The following is a 26,953-nucleotide window of genomic DNA, read 5'->3' on the forward strand; positions in this document are numbered from 1 at the left end:
AGTGATTATCTCTTTTAGATTATCACCTCTACTTATACTTAACTATTTGATAACAAATGTCACTTGTTTAGCGCATCTTTTAGCCAATCGATGGAGGAATTGAGCGCTTGCTCATACCCTTGGTAAATTGATTTAGTCCTCAATTGCATCGCTTTACCGCCAGAACTAAAACTTGCCACACTAAGATTGTCTTGCTTAGAACCAACTGGATCGCCTTCTAAACCAATGGCCAGTATAGGCACCGTCGTTTTTCGGCTAGACAATAAACCTTGCGACTTTAAGGACCAAGCCTTCATTTGTTTTGCAAAACTTTGAATATCAACCGACTTTTTTCCAACACGAGAAGCAAGTGTATCAAGATACATCTTAGGCATTTGTTTGAATTTATTGTTATCAATTAAAAAGTCATGGATTGGCGCACCTAATGTAACGCAGGCTTTAACCTTACCTTGTTCAATAAAGGCTAATCGCGTCATTACATTGCCACCAAAGCGGAAACCTAATAAGCCAACTTTATAATGGTCTACCCAAGGGATATTCGGCAGCTCATTTAAGATAGCTTGATGCAAACAGCTAGAATCTTCCGTCAATCCCCAGTGAATATTTGCCCCAATACCCGGCATGTCAACGGTCAGCATCCCAATCTCATGCTTTGCGAGATAATCACGAAATAAACGCCACATATCGGTTTGTAAGCTATCAATACCAGCACTCACGATCACAACGGGTAGCGATCTATCGGTGTGTGGAAGGTGCAAATTCGCCACTATTTTTTTATTTTTATAGGGGATATTCAACACTTTCGTAATATGAGGACTCGCTTCCATCGCCTCTGAATAAGCTTTGTTTGCCAATAATTGAGCTTGAATAGAAAGACTATCGCCTTTTAAATGCGGATAACTGGCAACACTGAAGCACAAACTGGCTATGAATAATTCATCAGAAGCTTCTTCACCTTTAAGTAACGTTGCTTTTTTCTGATGTTCCATCCCTTGTATGGTCCATTCATACGACCAATTTCCAGGGCGATAACCTGCGATTGTATCCAACCAATTAGGGTTATTCGGCTTATTCGACGAGCTGGCAATACGAGCTAAGACTGATTCAATTTCAATAGGATCAAGGCCTTGCCAAATCCACTGAACACGACGCAATGCACGATACCAAGCGGAAGGTCTTTGTACTTGGTTTGTCTCTAACTGCTCTTGGCTATTTGCCAAATAAGTAACCACACTCGATGTTTCTTGGGCATGATGATGTGTTTTAAATAAGGATTCAGATAAATTGTTACTACTAGGTTCCAACATATTGCTCTATCAACCCCACAAAATATTTAACCAACATTAATGATAAACACAGATCCAATACGAATTTAATTCGCTAAAAGATGTTGCCATTGAGTTTGTCGTTGTAAATATACCACCGCATAACTGCAAATTGGCTTCACTTTCTTACCAGAGGCTTCCATATCCTTTAATACGGTTTCCATCAAAACCTTACCACAGCCTTGACCTCTCAACTCATCCGGTACAAAAGTATGCGTAATCGCTAAAACTTCACCTTGTGCGGAATAATCCAAATGAGCCCATTGGTTTGGTGCGACTTCGACTTGATAGCGACCTTGATCTTCATCATGTTTGAAATTTGTCATTGCTTTCCCCTTTCATAGCTTCACTTTCTCGGTCTGACGACCATACCGATACCATACTCGGTTTCTGTTTTGAAACAAGGTCATCATTCATCACAAATGAAGTGCTCGCAATAATAAAAAAGCCTCATACAATGAAGCATGAGGCCTTTACTAGCGTAAGCTTATGGCTAGATATTATTTTTGTTTACGATTAACTGGCTCTTCAAATTGCAGAGTCATATCCCAAGGCTGTTCAATCCAGGTATCTTGTGCGATATCGACAATGTAATCATCCACTAAATCTTGGCCTGCTGGTTTAGCACAAACACAAATCAGCTTTGCTTTAGGATATAGGTTACGAATATGACGCGCTGTATCACCACTATCAACTAAGTCATCAACGATAAGGAAACCTTCTCCATCACCTTCAATCGTCTTCAATACTTTCATTTCACGTTGATGATCATGATCATAACTTGAAATACAAATCGTATCGACATAACGAATGCCTAGCTCACGAGCAAGGATCGCAGCAGGGACTAAACCACCACGGCTGACACCAACAATACCTTTCCATTGTTCCGCTGGCATCTGTTTTGCCGCAAGTTGGCGACAATACATTTGCATATTATCCCAAGTGATAATGAATTTCTGACTCATAATATATCCTGCTTTTCTGATTTGTTGCTGACGCTTTTGCACATTGCAATTAAGCACCAGTAAGAATAAATTTCAATAAGAACACAAGCGCCAGAACCCAAACGCCAATATGAACTTCACGCGCTTTACCACTAAATAGTTTAATGGCCGCATAAGTAACAAAGCCCATTGCGATACCTTCTGCTATCGAGAAGGTTAAAGGCATAAGTAGGCACACAACTGCAACAGGCGCGGCTTCACTTAAATCATCCCATTCAATATTAACAAGACCTGACAACATTAAGATCGCAACGTAAAACAATGCGCCCGTTGTTGCATACGCAGGGACCATACCGGCCAATGGAGAGAAGAATAAGGCAAGTAAGAATAAAATACCGACAACAACAGCAGTTAAACCTGTACGTCCACCAACAGCAACCCCTGCCGTACTTTCAACGTAAGAGGTAGTATTTGAAGTCCCCAATAAGGCACCAATCGACGTTGCGGTTGAATCGGCTAATAGCGCTTTATTTAAACGAGGAATTTTACCATCTTTACCGATAAATCCTGCTTTATTAGCCACGCCAACCAAGGTGCCAGCGGTATCAAATAAATCGACGAATAAGAAAGCAAAAACAACCGAGATCATGCCTACATCAAAAACTGCGGAGAAATCCAACTGCATAAAGGTCGGAGCAATACTTGGTGGTAATGACACTATTCCGTGATATTCCACATTACCGGCAATAACACCAATTGCAGTAATCACTAAGATAGCAATCATCACTGCTGCTTTAAAACCACGATGTACTAAAACAATAGTGAGTACAAAACCTAATGCGCCTAATACGGCAGGTAGAGACGTTAGATCACCTACCCCAACTAAAGTCGCTGGGTTTCCAACAACAATACCTGCATTTTTTAAAGCGATAAGTGCTAAGAAAAGACCAATACCAGCCGAGATCCCTAAACGTAATGAGATAGGAATAGCATTAATGATAAGTTCACGGATTTTAAAAAGGCTCAAAATAATAAAGAGTACACCGGAACAAAATACAGCAGCTAAGGCAACTTGCCATGTATGGCCCATGCCTAAAACCACAGTGTAGGTAAAGAAAGCATTCAATCCCATACCCGGAGCTTGGGCAATTGGATAATTAGCGTATAGCCCCATAATGAAACAACCAATCGCAGCTGCAACACACGTAGCGACAAATACTGAACCGTGATCCATTCCTGCCGTTGCTAAAATAGCTGGATTGACAAAAATAATATAAGCCATCGTTAAAAACGTCGTAACACCAGCCAATACTTCGGTTTTTACGTTGGTGCCATGTTCTGATAACTTAAAGAACTTTTCTAACATAATGCTATCCCTAAAATGTGCGTCGCATTAACTTTAAACGATTGCGCAATCGTTTGAGTAAAAAGACGCGTAGTTTTCCAAATTATGTGAAACAAAGCAAACTGAATCTTACATAAAGACGCTATTTGCGTAAGGTTTCGACGATTTTCTATATGATTATATACCCAAGTAACATCAACATGCAGATTTCAGCACTTTCATCTTGAGGTTATTTAGGTATATCGATATATATTGTTCAACCTAAAACAAACACATTCTGATTCACATATATACTGTACTTATCACGTTTCAAGTTGCATTATTCTAACCACAAGTAAATATACCCATATTTCCACTGCTAACTATCTTCTATAGGAGTCATTTGTGTCTGAATTTCACTCTGAAATAAGCCAGCTTTCACCTCAGCCTGTTTGGCAATTTTTCGATAAAATCTGCTCGTTCCCTCATCCTTCAAAACATGAAGAAGCCCTTGCTCAATACATCGTTGATTGGGCTAAATCGCAAAATCTTCCTGTAAAACGTGATGAAATCGGCAATGTTTTTATTACAAAGCCCGCAACTGCCGGTATGGAAAATAAAAAGAAAGTGGTGCTACAAGCTCACATTGATATGGTGCCTCAAAAGAATGAAGATACCGATCATGATTTTGCTAAAGATCCAATTCAACCCTATATTGATGGCGAATGGGTAACGGCGAAAGGCACAACACTCGGTGCTGACAATGGTATGGGGATGGCATCATGCCTAGCAGTATTAGCGTCGACAGATATTAAACATGGTCCCTTAGAAGTCTTACTAACCATCGATGAAGAAGCCGGAATGACTGGTGCTTTTGAGCTGAAAGAAGGTTGGCTTGAAGCCGATATTCTACTCAATACCGATTCTGAGCAGGAAGGTGAAATCTACATGGGTTGTGCCGGTGGCGTAAATGCATCTATCATTTTTGATATCGAGCGTGAAACCATTCCAGCAAGCCATACTATCCAAAAACTATCAGTAAAAGGATTGAAAGGCGGTCACTCTGGATGTGATATCCATACTGGTCGCGGCAATGCCAATAAGTTTTTAGCTCGATTCCTAGCCAATCATGCAAAATCATTAGGCTTACGCGTGATTGAATTTCAAGGTGGTAGTCTACGTAATGCTATCCCTCGTGAAGCATCCGTTATCTTAGCGGTGCCTTCAGAGCAACGTCAACAACTTGAGGCTGCATATCAAGAATACACCGCCCTTGTTCAACAAGAGCTAGGTAAAATTGAAACCGGATTAACCAGTTTAATTGCTGATGGTACAAGCCCGTTTTCAGCATTAACACTTTCCATTCAACAACGTTTCATTGCCGCACTTAACGCTTGTCCTAATGGCGTTATTCGTATGGATGACAATATTGAAGGGGTGGTAGAAACCTCACTCAATGTTGGCGTTATCACCACTGAAGAAAATAAAATCACTATTTTATGTTTAGTGCGTTCATTGATCGACTCTGGCAGAGAAATGGTGGAAGGTACACTAGTATCATTGGCTGATCTAGCTGGCGCACAAGTAGAATTTGATGGTGCATATCCGGGCTGGAAACCTGATCCAGACTCTGAAATCATGCATATTTTCCGTGATGTTTATGAAGGCATCTACGGCCAAAAACCAAACATTATGGTTATCCATGCTGGTTTAGAGTGTGGCTTATTCAAAAAACCTTATCCGAACATGGATATGATATCGTTCGGCCCGACCATTAAATTCCCGCATTCTCCTGATGAGAAAGTGTTGATTGAAAGTGTTGGTCTGTATTGGGAACAAATGATCGCGATTTTGGAAAATATTCCAGAAAAAGTGTAAATTCCAAAGTAACTGGTTCCTAGATTAAGTGTGCAACATTAAATTAATGTATCGCTTCATCTAGGGACTAGGCACTGCTCACCTCATTTTTCATATCAAACTCAATTGCCTATCGAGCTCCAAAGGCTTTAACATCACATTCAATCCAAGCAATCGTATCTCCCGCCCTTGTTGTCGAGTGAGTACTTCCTGCAACATCGATTTAAACTCGGCTAAATTAAAGTGCTGACAGCTATGTTCAATCGTGGTTTGTTGAAAGTCAGAAAATTTAACTTTGATACCTTGTTTCACGATGGATTTCGTTGGCGATGCTTTTAATAAACGCTTATCTAATTCAGGGAATAAGAAGGTTTCAATTACCCGCCAACATTGCTCAAAGCTTGATATATTTTCACTGAATGTCCGCTCAACCCCCACAGACTTTCGATTTCTTTCTACAACGATGCCACGTTCATCAATACCATGACTCTTCTTCCAAAGCGATTCTCCCATACGACCAAATTGCCTTAATAAATCAGAATAATGATATTTCTGAACATCCAAGCACGTATATAAGCCTGCTTGATGTAAACGTTCAATACTGACCTTTCCAACTCCTGGGATCTTTTCTAATGGTAACTGATCAATTACAGTCTGAACTTGATCTGGAGTAATCACAGCTAGGCCATTAGGTTTATTAAAGTCTGAGGCAATTTTAGCTAAAAATTTTAACGGCGCCACTCCGGCAGATGCGGTTAAATTCAGTTCACGCTCAATGTCTTGACGGATAGCTTGTGCTATTAAGGTGGCGGATCCATGGTGCATTGTGCTTTCTGTTACATCTAAATACGCTTCATCCAGCGAAAGCGGCTCAATAATCGCAGTATAACGTGAAAAGATTTCGCGGATTTGTTTTGATACTGATTTATATACATCCATTCTTCCGGGTACGAGTACCAAACTAGGACAAAGTTGAAATGCTTTTGTGGTCGGTAAAGCGGAACGCACACCAAACTCACGCGCTCGATAGTTGCACGTACTGATCACGCCACGTTGCTTTTCACTTCCCCCGACCGCCAAAGCTACATCTTTGTATTCGGGAAAATCTCGCATTTCTACCGCGGCAAAAAAGCAATCCATATCCACATGGATAATTTTTCGTTCACTCATTACAAAATACTGTATATAAACACAGTCACAATGATAGCTTAATTTTTCCTTTCCGCAATAAAAAACGCACAGAATAAATCCTGTGCGTTTAGTATGCCTTCATCTTAAAAGCTGCCGTATGCATCGGCTTCAATTACATAATGCGCTTATTATCCCACTCTGCCAGTTTTTGAGCTCGTAGTGCTTCTCTTGCTTCTCGCTTTTTACGAGCATCACAAGGTTCAGGGCAGTTGCACACTTTATCGACACCAACAGCACCAAGCCCACCACAGCTTCCTTTTACCACTTTCTTTTGAAAGATGTAACCAACAGACATTGCAGCGATTACAGCTAAAAAGATTAAAAATGTAATACCATACGTTGCCATCATGTACCTCGACTGTTATTTATCTTTCAAATACGGTTTAAAGGCATCTGAGCTAAATTCTTTAAAGCCATCTTCTGTTTTTACAATGTATAAAACAGGGATGTTATGTTGATTAGCAATACGAATACCATCTGTTTCACCTAACACCATCAAACCGGTAGATAAGCCATCTGCTGTCATGCACGATGGATTTAACACGGTAACAGAAACCACTTTATTATTAATCGGTTTACCTGTTTTTGGATTAATGATGTGTGAGTAGCGTACACCATTTTCTTCAAAGTAATTGCGATAATCACCAGAAGTGGCTATGGCCATATCACCTGGTTCAATAATATTCTCAACTGAACGTTGATTCGCAACGGGTTTTTCAACGGCTATTCGCCAAGCTACACCATCTCGATTCTTACCTTTGACACGAATTTCACCACCCACTTCGACCATATAATTGGTAATGCCAATCGACTCCAAGTAATCAGCAATTTCATCGGTGCCTCGGCCTTTTGCAATACTAGAGAGATCAACATACAACTCTGGAATATCTTTAACTAACGCATTGCCGGTCTCACTTAAATGTTCGATACCCGTAATCGAACGGCGAGCCTGAAGCTTTTCATCACTAGGTACCACATCTGGGCGATCTTCTGGACCAAAACCCCATAAATTCACAATAGGGCCAACAGTGACGTCCATGGCACCTTCCGTTAACTTATTAATACGCAATGCTTCTCGTACTACGGTTGCCGTATCTTCTGAAACCGTGAAAGGTTCATTAGAACTGTGCTGATTAAAGCGGCTTAGCTCAGAATCTGGTCGATAAGTCGACATCTCATCATTCACTTTCTCTAACACTTTATCGATATTTTTTTGGACATCTTCAACGTCAGGTTGTCCTTCAGCAACAATATACTTCACATTATAACCGGTACCCATTGTCGGGCCAGATAAATGAACTTGTTCAGGCGGCTTTGAACAGCCAGCTAACACCAGCAATGACAAAACCACAAAAAGCGAAATTTTCATTCGCTTAGCAAGATGAATAGCACCTAATTTCACTTGCTGACTCCTTAAACATAAATAAAAAATAATTAGTAATAAATGAGGCTATTTTTACATCAATTTCATTACTAATGACTTTAAAAAAGAATGGCTGACTTAAAAAGTCAGCCATTATAATCAAAAGCTTAGCAGTTAGCCGCCGAAGTCATCCAATAGAATGTTTTCGTCTTCCACACCTAGATCTTTTAACAAGCCAATAACGGCTGCGTTCATCATTGGTGGACCACACATGTAGTATTCACAGTCTTCAGGAGCTTCATGATTTTTCAAGTAGCTTTCATAAAGAACGTTATGAATAAAGCCTGTTTTCCCTTCCCAGTTATCTTCAGGAAGCGGATCAGACAGTGCGCAATGCCATTCAAAGTTATCATTCTCTGCTGCCAGACCATCAAAGTCTTCAACATAGAACATTTCACGTTTAGAACGTGCACCGTACCAGAAGCTCATCTTACGCTTAGAATTCAAACGCTTAAGTTGATCGAAAATATGTGAACGCATTGGAGCCATACCAGCACCACCGCCCACAAAGACCATTTCTGCGTCAGTATCTTTTGCGAAAAACTCACCGAATGGACCTGAAATCGTACACTTGTCACCCGCTTTAAGAGACCAAATGTAAGAAGACATAATACCCGGTGGAACGTCAGGATTATTAGGCGGCGGCGTAGCGATACGCACGTTTAGCATAATAATACCTTCTTCTTCAGGGTAGTTCGCCATTGAGTATGCACGAATCGTTTCTTCTTCCACTTTCGACTCGTAACGGAACAAGTTGAACTTATTCCAGTCTTCACGATATTCCTCAGGAATATCAAAGTCTGAGTATTTAATATGGTGAGCTGGTGCTTCAATTTGAATATAACCACCTGCACGGAAAGGTACAGATTCACCATCTGGGATCGCAATCTTAAATTCTTTGATGAAGGTTGCTTCATTATTGTTTGAAATAACTTCACATTCCCACTTTTTCACACCAAAGATTTCTTCAGGCAATTCGATATCCATGTCGGTTTTCACGTTAACTTGACAAGCTAAACGTTCACCTTCACGAGCTTCACCTTTAGAGATGTGATCCAATTCTGTTGGCAATATATCACCGCCACCAGATTTAATTTTCACACGACACTGGCCACAAGAACCACCACCACCACAAGCAGAAGACACGAAAATGCCCGAGCTTGATAGTGCACCAAGCAGCTTGCTACCTGCGCTTGTAATAATGGCTTTCTCAGGATCGCCATTCACAGAAATCGTAATATCACCCTCTGGAACCAGCTTAGATTTAGCAAATAAAATCACTAAAACTAAAGCAAGAACGATCAGAGTAAACATCACGACGCCAAGAAGAATAATGTCCATTGACTATTCCTTATTTATTGGGCGTTTACCCTACAGTTGAATACCAGAGAAAGACATAAAGCCTAACGCCATTAAACCAGCAGTTATGAAAGTGATACCAAGACCACGAAGTCCCGGAGGCACATCAGAATATTTCATCTTTTCACGAATACCTGCAAGAGCAACAATGGCTAACATCCAACCAACACCTGAACCGAAGCCATATACGATTGATTCTGTGAAGTTATAGTCACGCTGGACCATGAACGACACACCACCAAAGATGGCACAGTTAACCGTAATTAACGGAAGGAAGATACCTAATGCGTTGTACAACGGTGGGAAAAAGCGGTCTAACACCATTTCCAAAATTTGTACTAATGCTGCAATTACACCGATAAAGGTGATGAAGTTAAGGAAACTTAAATCCACACCTTCAACTAATGCACCATCTTTCAATACATGGGTATAAACCAAATTGTTAATTGGCACAGACAGTGTCAATACCACAACGACTGCAACGCCAAGACCGATTGAGGTTTTAACTTTCTTCGATACTGCCAAAAACGTACACATGCCCAAGAAGAAAGACAGTGCCATGTTCTCAATAAAAATCGAACGAACTAGTAAGCTAATATAATGTTCCACGTCTATTACTCCTTCGCTTCTACTTGTTCAGGTTTGAATGTACGGATAACCCAAATTAAGAAACCAATCAGGAAGAATGCAGACGGTGCTAACAGCATTAAGCCGTTTGGTTGATACCAACCGCCTTCAGAAATAAGTGGTAGCACTTGCATACCAAATAATCTTCCTGAACCAAGTAATTCACGGAAAAAACCAACTACGATAAGTACAAAGCCATAACCAAGGCCGTTTACAATACCATCGATAAACGATGGAATTGGCGGTGACTTCATCGCAAAGGCTTCTGCACGTCCCATTACGATACAGTTGGTAATAATCAAACCAACGAAAACAGATAACTGTTTTGAAATATCGTAAAAGTAAGCACGTAGAACCTGGTCTACGACAATTACTAGTGAGGCAATAATTGCCATTTGTACAATAATACGAACACTGCTAGGAATGTTATTACGCATTAAAGATACAAAGAAGTTAGAAAATGCGGTAACAAACATTACAGCCAGCGTCATTACGAACGCGGTTTCTAACTTAGTGGTTACTGCCAGTGCAGAACATACGCCCAACACTTGTAGCGCGATTGGGTTATTGTCAACAATCGGAGCAATAACCGTTTTCTTAAACTCTTTTACGCTAGCCATTAGTTAAGTTCTCCTGCACGTACTTTCGCAAGGAATGGTCCATAACCCATGTCGCCTAACCAGAAATCAAATTGGTGTTGTACACCATTACTAGTTAGTGTTGCGCCTGAAAGACCATCAACGCCATGCTCTGAACCTTCTGGTGCTCCACCTTTCACGACTTTAATAGCAGGCTTGTTATTCTCATCGTATAACTTTTTACCTACAAATTGAGCTTTCCATTTAGGGTTCTCAACTTCACCACCAAGTCCTGGGGTTTCACCTTGTTCGTAGTAAGTAATACCATTCACTGTATTACCGTCAGTTTGCACAGCAACAAATGCATACATCATTGACCATAAACCGCTACCGTTAATTGGAAGAATGACTTCCTTAACTTTTTCGCCATCTTTTACTAGGTAAACAAGACCTTGGTTTGGACGACGTAAAATCTTAGCGATGTCTTGCTCTGATGTTAGCTTGATTGATTGTGCTGGATCTTTTGCTGCAGCGCGCATGTCATATTTACTTGCGTCACCCTCAACCAATTCACCAGTAGAAAAATCCACTAAACGAGGTTCAATGTTATCTTTGTAGATAGTTTGAATCTCTTGAGGGCTTTTCGCATCAAAACCTGCCACTGCAACAATGTTACTTTGAACATCCAGTTTAGCATTGGCGACTTGTTTTGGTTTAAAAACGACTGCTGCTGTTGATACTACGATTGAACACACTAGGCTCAACGCAACAACAATGATCAGCGTTCTTTTAATGCTATCGTTACTATTTGCCATAGCGTGCTTGTCTCCTCTTGACGTTTTTCTCAACGACAAAATAATCGAACAACGGAGCGAAGAGGTTAGCGAATAGAATCGCTAGCATCATGCCTTCAGGGTAAGCGGGGTTAACCACACGAATAAGTACACACATCACACCAATTAACGCACCGTAAACCCATTTACCTTTATTAGTAAATGATGCTGAAACAGGGTCAGTCGCCATGAAGATCATACCAAACGCAAAACCACCTAAGACAAGGTGCCAATACCAAGGCATTGCAAACATTGGATTAGTATCAGAACCAATCAGGTTGAATATCGTCGATACTGCAGCCATACCTAGCATTACACCGACAATGATGCGCCAAGATGCAATTCGCATGTAGACGATCATTAATCCGCCAAGGATTAAAGCTAAAGTAGAAACTTCACCCATAGAACCAGGCAGGTTACCAATGAAAGCATCCATCCATGAGATAGATTGACCAGTAACGGTATTCACTAAAGCGCCGTGACCACCTTGAGCCCATTGACTCAACGCTGTTGCACCAGAGAAACCATCTGCTGCAGTCCAAACTGCGTCACCTGAAATCTGAGCAGGATATGCAAAGAATAGGAATGCACGACCCGCTAATGCAGGGTTTAGGAAGTTACGCCCTGTTCCGCCAAAGATTTCTTTCGCGACAACCACACCAAACGTAATACCTAATGCAGCCTGCCATAATGGCAAAGTAGGTGGAACGATTAACGCAAACAAAATAGAAGTAACAAAGAAACCTTCATTCACTTCATGCTTACGAACCATACAGAACAACACTTCCCAGAAACCACCGACAATGAAAACGGTCGCATAGATAGGTAGGAAATAAGTCGCACCAAGCAGCATCATACTGCCCCAGCCGGCTCCGGCTCCGAGTGTACCGCCCAACATTTCGGTAAACCAGTAATGCCAATCACCTGAGATAATTGATGCAAGCTGATCACCAGAATAAAGATGGTTCAAAGCAACAATAGCTTGGTGACCAGTATTATACATACCCCAAAAAACAGCTGGGAATACGGCTAGCCATACCATGATCATGATACGCTTTAAATCGACGCTATCACGAACATGAGAAGTGCGTTTTGTAACCATACCAGGAGTGTAGAAAAGTGTTGCAGCTGCTTCATATAAAGCAAACCAACGCTCATGCTTCCCGCCAGGTTCAAAATGCGGTTCAATATCTTCTATAAATTTCTTAAGGCCCATGAATTACCCTTCCTTCTCGATCTTGTCTAGGCAATCGCGAAGTAAATCGCCATATTCATACTTACCAGGACATACAAAGGTACATAATGCCAAGTCTTCTTCAGCTAGCTCTAATACGCCTAAACGTTGAGCACTATCTGAATCCCCTGCACACAAATCACGAAGCAATAATGTAGGCTCAATATCTAAAGGCATTACACGTTCGTAATTACCAATTGGAACCATTGCACGATCACTACCATTCGTTGTTGTCGTCATATTAAATACGCGACTTGGGAATAAATGACTTAAGAAAGAACGAGTAATTGAAAATTTGTGAGAACCAGGCATCGCCCAGCCAAACAATTCTTTTTCACGACCTTCATGCAGAGCAGAAACTTGTACGTGATAACGACCAAGGTAAGCATGTGGACCTGAAGCATAAGTACCGGTTAAAACTGAACCAGAAATAACACGCACTTCACCAGGTAATACCTCACCTTCCGTTAGCTCTTCTAAGTTAGCACCAACACAAGTACGAACCAGACGCGGCTCTTTTACTGCTGGGCCTGCCAGAGAAACCACACGGTCTGTGTAAATTTCACCCGTTAAGAACAACTTACCGTATGCAATCACATCTTGATAGTTAAGATGCCACGCGACGTTTTCTAAGTTCACTGGATACAAATGATGCATATGTGTACCAGGCAAACCTGCTGGGTGCACACCGGCAAATACATGTTCTTCAACATTAGATTGAGAAGAAACAGGTAATGTTCCAGAAGCCTTACAAACGTAAACTTTACCATTGGTTAATACGGATAAAACATCCAAACCAGCAGTAAACGCTTCAGGTTCTTGATTAATAATCACCGAAGGATCTGCAGCAAGAGGATTCGTATCCATCGCTGTTACAAAGATCGCTTGAGTGGTCGATTCTATTGCTGGTACCTTGCTAAACGGACGAGTTCGCATTGCAGTCCACAAACCGGATTCAACAAGCTGAGTTTTCACCGCTTCGCGGTCAAGTTTTGCTAGTTGGTCGGCAGTGTAGCTTTCGAAAGTCACTTGGTCATTGCCTGACACTTCAATCACAACGGATTGAAGAACACGCTTAGCACCACGATTCACTTCAAGAACTTTACCGCTTGCTGGAGAAGTGTACTTCACGCCAGGGTTCTTTTTATCTACAAAAAGAACTTGACCTTTTTTCACTTCATCATCAACGCGAGCGTGCATCGTTGGACGCATACCCACGTACTCTTCGCCAAGCAAGGCGACTGTTTTGACGGGCTGACCGTCATTAATCACCTGAGCAGGAACTCCAGCAATAGGAAGATCCAAGCCCTTTTTTATTGTAATCATACGCACTTGCACTACTTTATTTTAGGAAATAAGATTCTTTTAATTGAGTAACTTAAAGACACGACTTTTTAGTGTTCTGCTTTGATTTCATTGAATGAATCAAAGTCTCAACGTTCATATAAAAAGGCTTAATGTTATCCATAAGCGCTTCTAGGTGGCATATTCTAACACTTTTTATGAATGGCTTGCCATTATGATCGATGCTAATCCGTCATTTTTTTATCGCTAAGTTAGAGCAATTAAACACAAAAAATTCATATCTTTGAGGCGCACCACAATTATGAAAAATCACTTACACTGACTTCACGTTGACAAAACTCTCTTTAAATCAAAATAAATGATGGTGTTTAAATTGGAGCGTGTTGATAAAGATTTGATTTGGATTCTGGTTATTTTCCGCCACCAGCACACTTTGGTGAAACCGGTGCACCGTCACGCATTTCATGCCATTCGGACTCAGTATAAGTATGAATAGCCAGAGCATGAATGTGATTTTCAAGCTCATCTGCCAACGTTTGATTCACAGAGCGATGCCTTGCTAATAGCTTTTGCCCTTCAAATTGTTCACTCACCAGCACCACTTTAAAGTGACTCTCTGAACCTGGGGCAACATTATGCATGTAACTTTCATTGGTCACTTGCAAATAAATAGGACTAAAGGTGGCATTAAGCTTTCTTTCTAATATTTCTTGAATCATGATTTTCCCTTCTATTGTCTACATCACTCCCTTTTTGATCAGGGCGGATATAATTTCCGGTTCAAGTACTGCGGATGATTATATACCTAAGTGTAGGGTTACGTAAAAATATGGCATGGAATCAACAGCAACATATCGAGTTTCTACTATCTTGTTCACATACCTTCTGCCACAATACATCGCTCATGAAACACTAAAGATAGATTATGAAAACAGAATTAACATTACAGGATAAACAGTTCACCCTTCTTCGCTTCCCAAAACGCTCGAATGAGATCTTACAAGCATGGGATGCTGGTGATGAATACATCATTAACCACGTCAGTGAAATGGGATTATCTTCAGGAAAGAACATCCTTATCTTAAATGATAATTTTGGTGCTTTATCTTGTTGGTTTGCGCAAGATCATCAAGTCACAATGATGAGCGATTCTTTTATCTCACATAAAGGTGCGCTCAAAAATCTACAGCGTAACCAATGCGCAAAAATTCAGTTCTTAACCTGTTTAGATGATATACCACAAGGCATTGATCTTGTATTAATGCAGATCCCTAAAAGTAATCGCTTACTCACTTGGCAGCTTTCTAAATTAAGGTCATCCCTACCAGAAAACTGCCCAGTTATCGCGGTCAACAAAGCTAAAGAAATTCACACGTCGACTCTAAATTTATTTGAAAAACATCTCGGTACGACAACGACATCCCTTGCCTGGAAAAAGCACCGTTTAGTATTCTCAACGCCAAATTGCCAATCTATTTTAGCGGTTCCTGCTGAGTGCGAATGGCCCGTTGACGGTGAAGATATTATCTTGTCGAATTACGCCAATGTTTACTCTGGTGAGAATTTAGATCTCGGCGCTCGTTTTATGCTGCAACACCTTCCTGTTGATGAAGAATTACGTCACATCATCGATCTTGGTTGCGGTAATGGGATATTATCGATAAAAGCGGGGCAACTAAACCCTCAAGCTCGCATTACAAGTATCGATGAAAGTTTTATGGCGGTCGCTTCTGCGAAAAAGAATTTAGAACGTAATTTAGGAACCGAACGTAACATCCAAGTTATCGCTAATAACTGCTTAGATGGCATGAAAGACAACAGCACTTATTTAGTACTTTGTAACCCTCCTTTCCATCAAAACAACACAATTACTGATCATATTGCGTGGCAAATGTTCTGCGATGCCAAAGATGCATTGAACCATAGTGGTAAATTACTTGTCGTAGGAAACCGCCACTTAGAATACCAAATTAAGCTTTCACGCTTATTTGGCAAGGAACACGTTACTGTAATTGCTGAAAATGATAAATTCGTCATTTTAGAAGCAATAAAAAATAACGATTTAACCAAACCGAATCATAAGGACATCTATTAATGAAAAAGCTCGTTATGCTATTTACTGCACTTGCTTTAACGGCTTGTGCCAGTGTCTCTCAAGACGATTTAATCAATTTAACACCATCTTCAACCTTAAGCTCAAGTAAAGTTGTCGATGGGCTTGCATTCACATTAACTAGCCAAGATGTTCGTAATGCCCAATTTATCGCGATTATTAAAGAAGATGGACAAGAACAAGTTCAGCCCCTTCATGCCAAACAAAATGTTCGTAAAGCTTATGAAGCTGCTGTATATCAGCAACTCTTCTCCCAAGGCTTTACCATAACAAGAAATAGCAATAATATCGTTAATGTTCAAGTGGTTGATGCTGTTGCAACCGTCAATCAAGAACCTGTAAAATATTCAATCGATGGTGAAGTGACCTTAAAAATCACTGCCGAAACACCAGATGGTAAGTTTGTAAAAACCTACACTGGTTCTGGTACTAAATCAGGTTCATTTACCGCAGATAAAACCGATGTTGAAGAAGTACTTAATCGCGTATCGAGTCGCGTATTAACCAGTATTGCCCAAGATTCAGAACTCACAAATTATATGAAAGGTAACTTTTGATGAAGAAGATTTTTTTCTCACTTTTAATGCTATTTAGTGCTTCAAGCTTTGCAGCAAAGAATGTTGAATTCGAAACCTCTGCCGGTAACTTCACCGTTGAACTTAATGAACAACTGGCGCCAATAAGCGTGGCTAACTTCATCAAGTATGTAAATGATGGCAGTTATGTTGGCACTCAATTCCATCGTGTTATTCCAGGCTTTATGGCACAAGGTGGCGGTTTTGATAAAAACATGGTTGAACGTTCTTCTTACGCACCGATTCAAAACGAAGCGGCTAACGGTTTAGAAAACCTCACAGCAACTATTGCCATGGCCCGTACGAGCAACCCGAATTCAGCTACACGTCAATTTTTCATCAACTTAAAAGATAATGACTTTTTAAATTACTCTCGTAATTCAGCTGGTTATGCCGTATTTGGTAAAGTAACCAAAGGGTTTAGTGTAATTCAAGCAATGGCACAGAAGCCAACGCATAGCTTAGGCATGATGCAAGACGTTCCCGTCACACCAATCATGATCACCAAAGCAACTATCAAGTAACCAAGTAACCAAGTAACCAAGTAACCACCATAAATTCAGCCACTATGATTTAAAAAGCGTTTTGTACTTAACATTTTTTAATCCATAGCGGCTTAATTCTCAGTGCAAAATTCCCCAAGGAGTACACCCATGGCCTCTATGACCTGGAAGGCAACTATACAGACCTATTTAGACAAACGTTTGTTATGGGTGTTCATGTTAGGTTGTTCGAGTGGTTTTCCTTGGGTATTAATTGGTTCGAACATGTCAGGTTGGTTAGCTGATGCTGGCCTTAGTCGTTCTGCCATTGGTTATTTTGGCGCGGTATTTGCTGTGTATGCGATTAATTTTTTATGGGCTCCATTGGTTGATCGCGTAAAACTGCCCTTGCTTCATAAGTATTTAGGCCAACGCCGAAGTTGGATCTTGTTATGCCAATTTATCATGTTGGTGTGCACCTTTTTCTTATCTGGCTTAAATCCTACCGAAAACCTTATTTTAATCTCGGCGATTGCATTGGCTATTTCCACCGCTTCTGCCACTCAAGATATCGCCATTGATGCATTTCGTATCGACTCTTTTCCTAAAAGTAATAACAGCAAATTACCTCAAGCTTCTGCGATGGCGGTAATTGGTTGGTGGACCGGCTATTCATTACCAGGTTACCTTGCCTTTTCTAATGCTGATGCTTACGGATGGAACAACGTTTACTACGGCATGACTTTAGTCATTCTGATATTAATGGTATTCACTCTGTTCACTGGGGAACCAATTACTCAGCGTGATGAATTGCAACAAGAAGCAGAAAAGCGTCATGCAAAAGTCGTTAATTCCAAAATTGTGGCATGGCTTTCTGTCACAGTAGTCGAACCCTTTTTAGATTTTTTCCGTCGCAATGGCGTACAAGTTGCCATTACATTATTGCTGTTTGTTTTTCTCTTTAAGATTGGCGAAGCCTTCCTGGGACGAATGTCCATCGTCTTTTATAAAGAAATCGGATTCAGTAATGAACAAATCGGTGAATATTCAAAACTAATTGGCTGGGGCGCAACCATGGTATTTACCTTTGTTGGCAGTATGTTCAATGTACGCTTTGGTATTATAAAAGGGCTAATGATTGGTGGTGTCGCCATGGCAAGCAGTAACTTAATGTTTGCTTGGATTGCCTCCGTTGGTCCAAATGAGCATTTATTGCTTGCTACGGTATTGGTCGATAATTTCACCACAGCATTCTCAACAGTAGCTTTTGTTTCTTTCTTAACAGTACTTACTGGACAAGCTTTTTCAGCAACACAATACGCACTGCTTGCTTCATTAGGAAATTTCGGTCGTACGACATTATCCTCTTTAAGCGGCGAGTTGGTTGATCATCTCAATAGTTGGCCATTGTTTTTCATTATTACGGCAGTAATGGTGATCCCGAGTTTAATCATGCTTTATTCCCTTAGACACTACTTCCATGACTTATTGGAAAAAGCACGAAATCAACAATAGTTCCTCTCTTCATACTACATGAATAAAAAACACCCGATGTAATCGCTTGCTTCGGGTGTTTTTTGTACTAAGCTCAAAAATCAGAAAGCCCCTACGTTAATAGTTCATATTTTAATGACAATACGTGATCAATCTCACAATGTTTTTGTGGGTTTGCAGTTTTTATCACTTACAAATGCGATTTAAACCTTTATTATCTGCGCCATTCAAGGAAGACATACATCATGTATGGATGTGAACACAATATTACTGATTAAAGAGAGCCCTACTCATGCGTAAAACACTTTTAGCTCTTAGTCTTGTCGCTGCTTCAGCACCAGTTTTAGCTGCAGACTATTCTGATGACATTCACAAGAATGACTACAAATGGCTACAATTTAACCTGATGTATTCTTTAGATGAGAAACCAGCCTCTTCTGAAGCCACTAAAGATGGCCATGATTACTTAGAAATGGAATTTGGTGGACGTTCGGGGATCTTCGATCTTTATGGCTATGTGGATGTTTTCAACCTAACAGGCTCTGACAATCAAGATAAATCAGATTCTGCAGACAAAATGTTCATGAAATTTGCACCTCGTATGTCTCTTGATGCATTAACCGGTAAAGATCTCTCTTTCGGTCCGGTTCAAGAGCTTTATGTTGCGACCCTGTTTAACTGGGGTGGTAATAATGGTGGTGTAAATAACTCATTCTACGGTCTAGGTTCTGACATCAATGTTCCTTGGTTAGGTAAAGTTGGCTTAAATGTTTACGCTTTATACGATATCAATCAAAAAGATTGGAATGGTTACCAAATCTCAACGAATTGGTTCAAGCCTTTCTACACCTTTTCTAATGGCTCATTTATTTCTTACCAAGGTTACATTGACTACCAATTTGGCATGAAGGAAAAATACTCTTCTGTAAGCAATGGTGGGGCAATGTTTAACGGTATTTACTGGCACAGTGAACGCTTTGCAGTGGGTTACGGTTTGAAATTATATAAAGATGTTTATGGCCTTGAAGATGGTTCTGCGACAGGTTTTGATGGCGGAACATGGGAATCGAGCGGCATTTCTCATTACTTTGACGTAACTTACAAGTTCTAATCTCACCCTGCTTTTGCAGTAATATGAGATATTAATGGCGCAGATTGAGTTTTCAATCTGCGCCATTATTGTTTTTACGGTATTCTATTTAGAATAAGAAATCGTCCCCAATGATGATGGCTTTAATGGCCGCACTTGCTCTGTAAAACAAAGGAACAATGAAATGAAAATAGGGATTGTCGGTTTGGGCGCTATTGGTTCGTTATGGGCTGTAAAATGCCATCAAAACGACCACCAAGTAGTGGGTTTTACTCGTTCACAAGTGACCGAGACCTTATCGATACAACTAGATGACTCTCAACCTATTAGAATTAAAGCGAACGATTATCATGCTTTACAGCAGTGCCAATTATTACTCGTCACTGTAAAATCCACCCAGGTAACAACAGCGCTTGAACCTCTTCATGCTTTTTTAAATAAAGATACTCCGATTATATTTTTACATAATGGAATGGGGGCGGTTGATGCTTTGGATGACAAATGGCATAAAAACCCTCTTTTGTTAGCAACCACCACTCAAGCGGCTTTTCGACCAATAAAAAATCAAGTCAATCATACTGGTGCAGGGCAAACATTGATTGGACCAAGCCTATTCACTTCCTCATTCAACCTAGCAAAAATTAAAGATTTGATCGTTGAGTTAGACTCTGTTCTACCTCGGGTCAAATGGTGTGATGATATTCATAACGCCCTATGGAACAAACTGATTATTAACTGTGTCATTAATCCATTAACGGCCATTCATCAATGTAGAAATGGCGAACTAGCAAGCGATAAATTCAAAGCTCAAATTTCATGGTTAATCGATGAAATTTGCCAAGTTATCAGCGCCGAGAAAATTGAAATATCGCATCAAGATCTTGTCGATAACGTCTACCGTGTCATTCAGTCCACCGCACAAAATTTTTCATCTATGAATCAAGATATCGCCCATCACAGAGCCACAGAAATTGACTTTATCACAGGATATTTAATGAGAACCGCTAATAAACATGGCCTCACACTGCCACACAACCAAGCGTTAATGGAACAAATCAAAGCGCTGCAAACAAATTAATCAACCCCTTTTTATACTCACTGAAACTCGCATCTTCAAGTCACTTGGGTATATACTCCCCACCCTCTTTTATTTACTTGACTAGGTTAATTATGTCTTCTCAGCATACGTCTTCACTACATAATAATGCCTTCGATATTGATGCAATACGCTCTCAATTCCCATTCATTAATCACGATTCACCCGTGGTGTATTTAGACAGTGCAGCCACAACTCAAAAACCACAATGTGTGATCGACGCGATTAACCAATATTACAGCCAACAAAATGCCAATGTTCACCGTGGAAGCCATAGCTTAACCGCTCATGCCACGCAACAATTTGAGCAAGCACGATCTCGAGTTCAATTTTTTATTGGTGCTAATAGCCATAAAGAAATCATTTGGACACGAGGGGCAACTGAAGCGATTAACTTGATTGCACAAACTTATGCTCGTAGCACATTGCAAGTTGGAGATGAGATTTTAGTGGGTGAAATGGAACATCACGCCAATATCGTCCCTTGGCAAATAGTGGCTCAACAAACTGGTGCCAAAGTAATAAAAGTACCAATGACTCAAGAGTGTCAGTGGGATATGAATGCTTTTCATGCCTTACTCAATAAAAAAACTAGAATCGTCGCAACAGCTCATATCACCAATGTCACCGCTACACGTCAACCGATTGAAGCTATTATCGGACTTGCACATCAATATGGTGCCATGGTGGTGATTGATGGTGCTCAAGGTATCGTGCATGAAACCGTTGATGTTCAAAAGCTAGACTGTGATTTCTATGTTTTTTCAGGGCATAAATTATACGCGCCAGCAGGCATTGGTGTACTTTATGGTAAGCAGAGCTTGTTAGACGCAATGCCACCTTGGCACGGTGGAGGCAAGATGGTTGAGAAAGTCAGCTTTGAGCACACCTCTTTTGCCGATCTTCCCGGTAAATTTGAAGCTGGAACGCCCAATGTTGCCGGTGCTCTTGGTCTTGCTACTGCCATTGAATGGCTAACTGGTTTTGACGTTAACCACATTGAAGCTCATATTCACCAATTAAGTCACCAATTAGTGAAGGGCTTAGCGGCAATTGAAGGCGTCACAATAATAGGTTTACAACCACAGGCGAGCGTTGTTAGTTTTACCATCACCCTTGAAGGCGAAAACATTCATCATCAAGACATTGCGACCTTGCTCGATCAACAAAATATTGCGGTACGCTCTGGGCATCACTGCGCCCACCCATTCATGGATGCATTAGGCATTGATGGCACCATTCGCGTATCAATAGGCGTGTATAACAATGAGAAGGATATTAAAGCGTTACTGGTCGCGTTAACTAAGGCAATTGAACTTTTATAACCGATATTTTATTCAAAAAATTCAACACAGAAGAGTGAGGATTATTCTTAGCGGCTCACTTGTTTGATTTGTTCGACTATCGCTCTTAATCCATTACCACGAGATGGGCTTAAATGATCAATTAATCCCAGTTGAGCAAAGTAAGCGTCTGTATCAAATTGCTGAATATGTTCTGACGTCTGATGATGAAAAGCGGCTAACACTAACGCAATCAGTCCTCGAACAATTCGAGCATCTGAATCGGCTTGAAAATGCCAGTATTCACCATCGAACTCCGACGCTAACCACACTTTACTTTCACATCCAGCCACCAAAAGCTGCTCTTGCTTCAAAGCTTCATCCATTTTAGGAAGTAACTTTCCCCACATGATCACTTGACGATAACGATCCTCCCAACTAGTAAAGCCAGACATGGTTTCAATGACCGTTGTTGCGGTAATGGTGGTACCAAATGGGTGGGACATAACTGTATCTCGCGTTTCGTAAACTAGGCGTTAGGCTCTACTTTATATTTTTGAATTAACTTTTCAACAATGCGCGATACCGCTACAAACCCAAAAGTCGCGGTTACCACCGTTGCTGCGCCAAAACCACTAGCACAATCCATTCGTTTTGGCCCTTCAGCGGTTGATTTCACCCCACACACTGAACCATCAGCTTGCGGATATTTAAGTTGCTCCGTTGAGAATACGCAATCAATGCTGAATTTTCTCTGCGGGTTTTTGCTAAAGTGATGAAAGCGGCGCAGTGTATCTTTCAATTTTTTCGCCAATGGGTCTTGTACTGTCTTCGATAAGTCAGCAATTTTAATTTGAGTTGGATCGGTTTGACCACCAGCTCCACCAGTTGTAATCACTTTGATTTTATTACTACGGCAAAAAGCCAATAACGCCGCTTTTGGCTTAATACTGTCAATAGCATCCAATACGTAATCGAATTCTTTACTGATGTATTGCTGAACATTATCAGGCGTAATAAAGTCATCAATCAAATTGATCTTACATTCTGGATTAATCAAGGCGACACGCTCTGCCATGACTTCAATTTTGCTCTGCCCAACGGTTCCATTTAACGCATGAATTTGACGATTAATGTTAGTGACACAGACATCATCCATATCAATAAGCGTAAGTTCACCCACACCCGTTCTTGCTAACGCTTCAACCGCCCATGAACCAACACCACCAATACCAACAACACAGACATGTGCCGCGCGTAAAATATCGACTTCACTGTGACCATAAAGTCGACGGGTTCCACCGAAACGTTGGTCATAGCTATCAGATGCAGGTTGCAGTGTTTTCATGAGAAGCCTTTATTAAAGCAAAGATCAAAAAGAGCGCGCATTATAGCGAATCGTGTGACGGGTATCTAGGAAAGCCTTACGCTGAAAACGTGTTGTAGCTAGGGATTGCTTCTCTTGTTTCGGAAAAGATGAAAAAGACGAGAATCGGAATCTAATCACTGCGTGCTGGCTGTAGATCCCGGATAACTCGTACCTCGCTTCCGGGATAACCCTATTTCTATGATTATAGTTTTCCTTAGAGCTTACACCTAGGAACTCGCTCTTTACTGTTCATTTCCTAGATCAGCTCCCTCAAAATTCGATACACCTTAATTGGATGGAATTTGCAACGGTGGCGCCGTTAAATCCAGCTTCCATACTCGACCAAAATGTTGATAGTGACCAGCAGCAATACCGGCTCTCGCCCCCATGCCATGATACAAATCAAGGTGTCCGCCTTTCACAGCACCACCAGTATCCAACACAATCAATAACTTAAGAACATGGACACCGGTCCATTGACCATTAACATCCAACAGAGGTACTTCGGCTAAAATAGGCGTTCCCATTGGGAAAATACTGCGATCACCAGCAACTGCTGCCATTGGTAATAAAGGTATGCCTGCCGCCCCGACCACTTTCGCGCCAGGTTGACGTTCAAAGAAAACATAAGATGGGTTTTGTTCTAATAACTCTTTCACCGTGTCAGGATCATTTGCCAAAGCCCAATCTTTAATGGCTTTCATTGACATTTTTTCTTTAGGTATAATGCCTCGGTCAATCAATACTCGACCAATACTGACGTACGGATGATTATTTTTTCCCGAATAAGCAAAGTAATCCAATTCGTCGCTATCCGCATAATGTACAAATCCACTGCCTTGAACTTCCATTAAAAATGGGTCAATCATATTAGAAGCATAGCCAAGCTCTAACCCTTTACCTTTTAGTGCTCCATCATAAACCTGAGCACGAGTTGGGCAGACTGCACCGCATTTTGGCTTGGCATAAACAGGGTATTTAAATAAATGATCGGGGGTGTGGCGCATCTCAATTACCGGCGAAAAATACCCCGTAAATAGAATGTTGCCTTTTTTATCGGCTCCCGCGAGTTGTTCAATATTCACACCATACTTAGCTAACTCAGTCGGATCGCCACTTTCTTGCGCCCAGACATTTAGCTGCGCATATAAATTGGAATATTTAGATTTTAATGACGGCGATTTAATTTCCACTTGCTCTGCTTGTTTGGCAAAAGTCGTAAAATCTTGCGGAGCAGTCGTATGAACTTCCCCTACCTCTTCTAAATTTCGATCCAACTTGCCATCTAAATATTGCTGACCTTGATCATCAGATTGCGCACAACCAAACATGATCACAGCTGAAGTTAAAATCAAAACACGGCCAATCACCGGTTTTATGCACTTAAGAGAAGAGGAAGAGCAAAAAGTAGGAAAACTAAGCACGAAATATCACCAAATTGGTTAAGGAAAAAATAAAAATCAGCATGACAAAATTATCGCTCACACACAAGCAACAAACCGTGTTTTGAAATATCTCAAAACATAAGATGCTTTACCATAACGAGATCCAGATCACTCTGTATCGTCATAAAACTGTCATACAAAGTACACATAATTGACGTGAATAAATAACCAGTTATTACAAGGAGTAAGTAATTAATGGCTAGCCCACTTAAAATTGGAAAGGAAACCGTTCTGGATGCACATTCTGTTGAGTATGAATGGATCCGTAACCTTGCCAGTGATGGAAACAGTCGTGAACAAATTAACCACCTGATTCAATATTGCTTAGGTGGCGACGATCAAATTGCGGATACAATGCGTTTAGTCGCAACTAAACAAGCCAGCATGTATGACTTAATGCGAATCATTAGTTAATTGAACCTAAGATTCGGTAACTTATTGGCAAAAAGTATAGCGATATCCCACTGTTAATTGTCATCTTTCTAACAAATCGCACATAAACGGTAACCAGAGTCCTTTAAACTGATTTTGCTTTAAATAATGATTGATTACAAATGCATTTCTAGTCATTATTTCAACATAAAAAATCAAGGAAAGGTTACCGTGAAATTGCGTAGTACAGCATTAGTGAAAGGATTTAGACAATCAGCCCCATACGTCAATGCCCATCGTGGCAAAACGACGGTGATCATGTTAGGCGGCGAAGTATTTACCGACAGCAATTTTGATAACATCATTAACGATATCGCCCTACTCCACAGCTTAGGAATGCGCATCGTTCTCGTATATGGTGCTCGTCCTCAAATCAACCAAAACCTAGAAAGCAACCATTGTGAATCTCAATATCATAAAGGGATTCGTGTCACCAATGAAGCCGCATTAGATCTTGCAATGCAAGCGGCTGGGCGTTTGCAACTGGCAATCACCGCACGACTGTCCATGAGCTTAAATAATACCCCAATGCAAGGCACTCAGTTAAACGTGGTAAGTGGTAACTTTGTGATTGCACAACCGCTCGGGGTGGATGATGGTATCGATTACTGTCACAGCGGCAAAGTTCGCCGAATTGATTCCTCAGCGATTAATCGCATGTTAGACATGGGCTCCATTGTGGTGGTTGGGCCGATTGCCAGCTCTGTCACTGGTGAAAGCTTCAACCTAATGTATGAAGATGTCGCCACCCAAGTCGCCATACGATTAAAAGCTTATAAGCTCATCGGCTTTTGTTCAGAACAAGGCATTATTGATAACCAAGGTCGCGTCATTCCTGAGCTATTCCCAAATCGTGCAGAACAATTGGTCAGTGATCTGGAAGCACAATCTGATCTTGAAAATGGCTACACCAGTGGTACATTCCGCTTTCTCCGCAGCGCACTTTCTGCTTGTCGCGCAGGTGTCCCACGTTGTCATTTAGTCAGCTATAAGGAAGATGGAGCTCTATTACAAGAACTGTTTTCATTTGATGGCATTGGTACACAAGTGGTCATGGCTAGCGCCGAACAAACCCGCAATGCTCAAATTCAAGATATTGGTGGTATTTTAGATCTTATTCATCCGCTCGAAGAACAAGGTATCTTAGTGCGTCGTTCTCGTGAGCAATTAGAGCAAGAAATCCATAAATTCACAATTATCGACAAAGACAGATTGGTGATTGGTTGCGCCGCTTTATATCCCTATATCGAAGATAAGATGGCAGAGATGGCTTGTGTTGCAGTGCATCCTGATTATCGAGATGGCGATCGAGGTGTCGTGTTATTAAAACACATGAGTCAAGAAGCCAAAGCCATGGGCATCAATAAACTGTTTGTGTTAACCACCCACAGCTTGCATTGGTTTAGAGAACAAGGCTTTGAAGAAGTCGGTGTTGATTCTTTGCCAATGGAAAAACGGGGCTTATACAACTACCAAAGAAAATCAAAAATATTGGTACTTAAAATATAAAACTCAATAACGATAGTTACTTCAATTAATATTAAGGTAACTATCGTTGTTTTATATTGACCAAT

General features: G+C 40.8%; 27 protein-coding genes. 10 read left to right on the forward strand and 17 right to left on the reverse strand.

Annotation, left to right across the window (positions count from 1 at the left end; all coding sequences use genetic code 11):
* Positions 1 to 59: 59 nt before the first annotated feature.
* The 4 genes from frsA to A1QC_RS06240 all read right to left on the reverse strand — a co-directional run bounded on the left by frsA (position 60) and on the right by A1QC_RS06240 (position 3,635).
* Positions 60 to 1,307, reverse strand: coding sequence for an esterase FrsA (gene frsA, locus A1QC_RS06225; protein WP_017025634.1), 1,248 nt, complete (start codon positions 1,305 to 1,307; stop codon positions 60 to 62).
* Between the two features lie 65 nt (positions 1,308 to 1,372).
* Positions 1,373 to 1,651: a GNAT family N-acetyltransferase gene (locus A1QC_RS06230; RefSeq protein WP_017025635.1), complete on the reverse strand. Its 279-nt coding sequence runs from the start codon at positions 1,649 to 1,651 to the stop codon at positions 1,373 to 1,375.
* A gap of 174 nt (positions 1,652 to 1,825) precedes the next feature.
* The gene (gene gpt / locus A1QC_RS06235; protein WP_017025636.1) at positions 1,826 to 2,290 is read right to left on the reverse strand and encodes a xanthine phosphoribosyltransferase; all 465 of its coding nucleotides are present in this window, start codon (positions 2,288 to 2,290) and stop codon (positions 1,826 to 1,828) included.
* A gap of 49 nt (positions 2,291 to 2,339) precedes the next feature.
* On the reverse strand, positions 2,340 to 3,635 hold the full coding sequence (locus A1QC_RS06240; RefSeq protein WP_017025637.1) for an NCS2 family permease: 1,296 nt from the start codon (positions 3,633 to 3,635) through the stop codon (positions 2,340 to 2,342).
* A gap of 363 nt (positions 3,636 to 3,998) precedes the next feature.
* Here A1QC_RS06240 and A1QC_RS06245 point away from each other — a divergent pair, with 363 nt between their 5' ends.
* Positions 3,999 to 5,471: an aminoacyl-histidine dipeptidase gene (locus A1QC_RS06245; RefSeq protein WP_017025638.1), complete on the forward strand. Its 1,473-nt coding sequence runs from the start codon at positions 3,999 to 4,001 to the stop codon at positions 5,469 to 5,471.
* Positions 5,472 to 5,561: 90 nt separating this feature from the next.
* Here A1QC_RS06245 and dinB read toward each other — a convergent pair whose 3' ends face one another.
* The 10 genes from dinB to bolA form a co-directional block, all read right to left on the reverse strand.
* The gene (gene dinB / locus A1QC_RS06250) at positions 5,562 to 6,620 is read right to left on the reverse strand and encodes a DNA polymerase IV (protein ID WP_017025639.1); all 1,059 of its coding nucleotides are present in this window, start codon (positions 6,618 to 6,620) and stop codon (positions 5,562 to 5,564) included.
* Positions 6,621 to 6,753: 133 nt separating this feature from the next.
* The gene (nqrM, locus tag A1QC_RS06255; RefSeq protein ID WP_017025640.1) at positions 6,754 to 6,987 is read right to left on the reverse strand and encodes a (Na+)-NQR maturation NqrM; all 234 of its coding nucleotides are present in this window, start codon (positions 6,985 to 6,987) and stop codon (positions 6,754 to 6,756) included.
* Positions 6,988 to 7,002: 15 nt separating this feature from the next.
* Positions 7,003 to 8,010 carry an FAD:protein FMN transferase gene (locus A1QC_RS06260; RefSeq protein WP_026025888.1) on the reverse strand — a complete coding sequence of 336 codons (1,008 nt, stop codon included), beginning with the start codon at positions 8,008 to 8,010 and terminating at the stop codon, positions 7,003 to 7,005.
* A 168-nt stretch (positions 8,011 to 8,178) separates the two neighbouring features.
* Complete coding sequence (nqrF, locus tag A1QC_RS06265) at positions 8,179 to 9,405, reverse strand: NADH:ubiquinone reductase (Na(+)-transporting) subunit F (RefSeq protein WP_017025642.1); 1,227 nt, start codon at positions 9,403 to 9,405, stop codon at positions 8,179 to 8,181.
* 30 nt (positions 9,406 to 9,435) lie between these two features.
* Positions 9,436 to 10,032 carry an NADH:ubiquinone reductase (Na(+)-transporting) subunit E gene (nqrE, locus tag A1QC_RS06270; RefSeq protein ID WP_017025643.1) on the reverse strand — a complete coding sequence of 199 codons (597 nt, stop codon included), beginning with the start codon at positions 10,030 to 10,032 and terminating at the stop codon, positions 9,436 to 9,438.
* A gap of 5 nt (positions 10,033 to 10,037) precedes the next feature.
* The gene (locus tag A1QC_RS06275) at positions 10,038 to 10,670 is read right to left on the reverse strand and encodes an NADH:ubiquinone reductase (Na(+)-transporting) subunit D (RefSeq protein ID WP_017025644.1); all 633 of its coding nucleotides are present in this window, start codon (positions 10,668 to 10,670) and stop codon (positions 10,038 to 10,040) included.
* Positions 10,670 to 11,443: a Na(+)-translocating NADH-quinone reductase subunit C gene (locus tag A1QC_RS06280; protein ID WP_017025645.1), complete on the reverse strand. Its 774-nt coding sequence runs from the start codon at positions 11,441 to 11,443 to the stop codon at positions 10,670 to 10,672. Before A1QC_RS06280 ends, A1QC_RS06275 begins: the two co-directional genes overlap by 1 nt.
* Positions 11,433 to 12,677 carry an NADH:ubiquinone reductase (Na(+)-transporting) subunit B gene (locus tag A1QC_RS06285; protein ID WP_017025646.1) on the reverse strand — a complete coding sequence of 415 codons (1,245 nt, stop codon included), beginning with the start codon at positions 12,675 to 12,677 and terminating at the stop codon, positions 11,433 to 11,435. The genes A1QC_RS06280 and A1QC_RS06285 overlap by 11 nt, the downstream gene beginning before the upstream one ends.
* 3 nt (positions 12,678 to 12,680) lie before the next feature.
* A complete protein-coding gene (locus A1QC_RS06290; protein ID WP_026025889.1) occupies positions 12,681 to 14,021 on the reverse strand; it encodes a Na(+)-translocating NADH-quinone reductase subunit A in 1,341 nt (446 codons plus the stop codon).
* A gap of 389 nt (positions 14,022 to 14,410) precedes the next feature.
* Entirely contained in the window at positions 14,411 to 14,719 is a 309-nt protein-coding gene (bolA, locus tag A1QC_RS06295) for a transcriptional regulator BolA (protein WP_017025648.1), read from the reverse strand.
* Positions 14,720 to 14,925: 206 nt separating this feature from the next.
* On the opposite strand from bolA, the gene A1QC_RS06300 reads away from it, so the two are divergent.
* The 7 genes from A1QC_RS06300 (at position 14,926) to csdA (ending at position 22,175) form a co-directional block, all read left to right on the forward strand.
* Complete coding sequence (locus tag A1QC_RS06300; RefSeq protein WP_017025649.1) at positions 14,926 to 16,095, forward strand: methyltransferase; 1,170 nt, start codon at positions 14,926 to 14,928, stop codon at positions 16,093 to 16,095.
* Positions 16,095 to 16,670, forward strand: a complete 576-nt coding sequence (locus A1QC_RS06305) for a YajG family lipoprotein (protein WP_017025650.1) — start codon at positions 16,095 to 16,097, stop codon at positions 16,668 to 16,670. The genes A1QC_RS06300 and A1QC_RS06305 overlap by 1 nt, the downstream gene beginning before the upstream one ends.
* On the forward strand, positions 16,670 to 17,212 hold the full coding sequence (locus A1QC_RS06310; RefSeq protein WP_017025651.1) for a peptidylprolyl isomerase: 543 nt from the start codon (positions 16,670 to 16,672) through the stop codon (positions 17,210 to 17,212). Before A1QC_RS06305 ends, A1QC_RS06310 begins: the two co-directional genes overlap by 1 nt.
* A gap of 129 nt (positions 17,213 to 17,341) precedes the next feature.
* A complete protein-coding gene (locus A1QC_RS06315) occupies positions 17,342 to 18,685 on the forward strand; it encodes an AmpG family muropeptide MFS transporter (RefSeq protein ID WP_017025652.1) in 1,344 nt (447 codons plus the stop codon).
* A gap of 271 nt (positions 18,686 to 18,956) precedes the next feature.
* Positions 18,957 to 19,775 (forward strand): outer membrane protein OmpK, encoded by an 819-nt coding sequence (locus A1QC_RS06320; RefSeq protein ID WP_017025653.1) that lies wholly within the window; start codon positions 18,957 to 18,959, stop codon positions 19,773 to 19,775.
* Between the two features lie 163 nt (positions 19,776 to 19,938).
* The gene (locus A1QC_RS06325) at positions 19,939 to 20,832 is read left to right on the forward strand and encodes a ketopantoate reductase family protein (RefSeq protein WP_017025654.1); all 894 of its coding nucleotides are present in this window, start codon (positions 19,939 to 19,941) and stop codon (positions 20,830 to 20,832) included.
* Positions 20,833 to 20,924: 92 nt separating this feature from the next.
* Positions 20,925 to 22,175 (forward strand): cysteine desulfurase CsdA, encoded by a 1,251-nt coding sequence (gene csdA / locus A1QC_RS06330; RefSeq protein ID WP_017025655.1) that lies wholly within the window; start codon positions 20,925 to 20,927, stop codon positions 22,173 to 22,175.
* A 47-nt stretch (positions 22,176 to 22,222) separates the two neighbouring features.
* Here the strand turns inward: csdA and csdE are convergent, their stop codons facing one another.
* The 3 genes from csdE to mltA all read right to left on the reverse strand — a co-directional run bounded on the left by csdE (position 22,223) and on the right by mltA (position 24,881).
* Entirely contained in the window at positions 22,223 to 22,639 is a 417-nt protein-coding gene (csdE, locus tag A1QC_RS06335) for a cysteine desulfurase sulfur acceptor subunit CsdE (protein WP_017025656.1), read from the reverse strand.
* Positions 22,640 to 22,662: 23 nt separating this feature from the next.
* Positions 22,663 to 23,481, reverse strand: coding sequence for a tRNA cyclic N6-threonylcarbamoyladenosine(37) synthase TcdA (gene tcdA / locus A1QC_RS06340; protein ID WP_017025657.1), 819 nt, complete (start codon positions 23,479 to 23,481; stop codon positions 22,663 to 22,665).
* A 308-nt stretch (positions 23,482 to 23,789) separates the two neighbouring features.
* Complete coding sequence (mltA, locus tag A1QC_RS06345) at positions 23,790 to 24,881, reverse strand: murein transglycosylase A (RefSeq protein ID WP_198926412.1); 1,092 nt, start codon at positions 24,879 to 24,881, stop codon at positions 23,790 to 23,792.
* A gap of 261 nt (positions 24,882 to 25,142) precedes the next feature.
* Between mltA and A1QC_RS06350 the strand changes: the two genes are divergently transcribed.
* Together A1QC_RS06350 and argA are read left to right on the forward strand one after the other, a co-directional pair.
* Positions 25,143 to 25,361: a hypothetical protein gene (locus A1QC_RS06350; protein ID WP_017025659.1), complete on the forward strand. Its 219-nt coding sequence runs from the start codon at positions 25,143 to 25,145 to the stop codon at positions 25,359 to 25,361.
* Positions 25,362 to 25,550: 189 nt separating this feature from the next.
* Entirely contained in the window at positions 25,551 to 26,888 is a 1,338-nt protein-coding gene (gene argA / locus A1QC_RS06355; protein ID WP_017025660.1) for an amino-acid N-acetyltransferase, read from the forward strand.
* The last annotated feature ends 65 nt before the right edge of the window (positions 26,889 to 26,953 follow it).

The sequence above is a fragment of the Vibrio rumoiensis 1S-45 genome, from assembly GCF_000286955.2.
GTDB classification, from domain to species: Bacteria; Pseudomonadota; Gammaproteobacteria; order Enterobacterales; family Vibrionaceae; genus Vibrio; species Vibrio rumoiensis_A.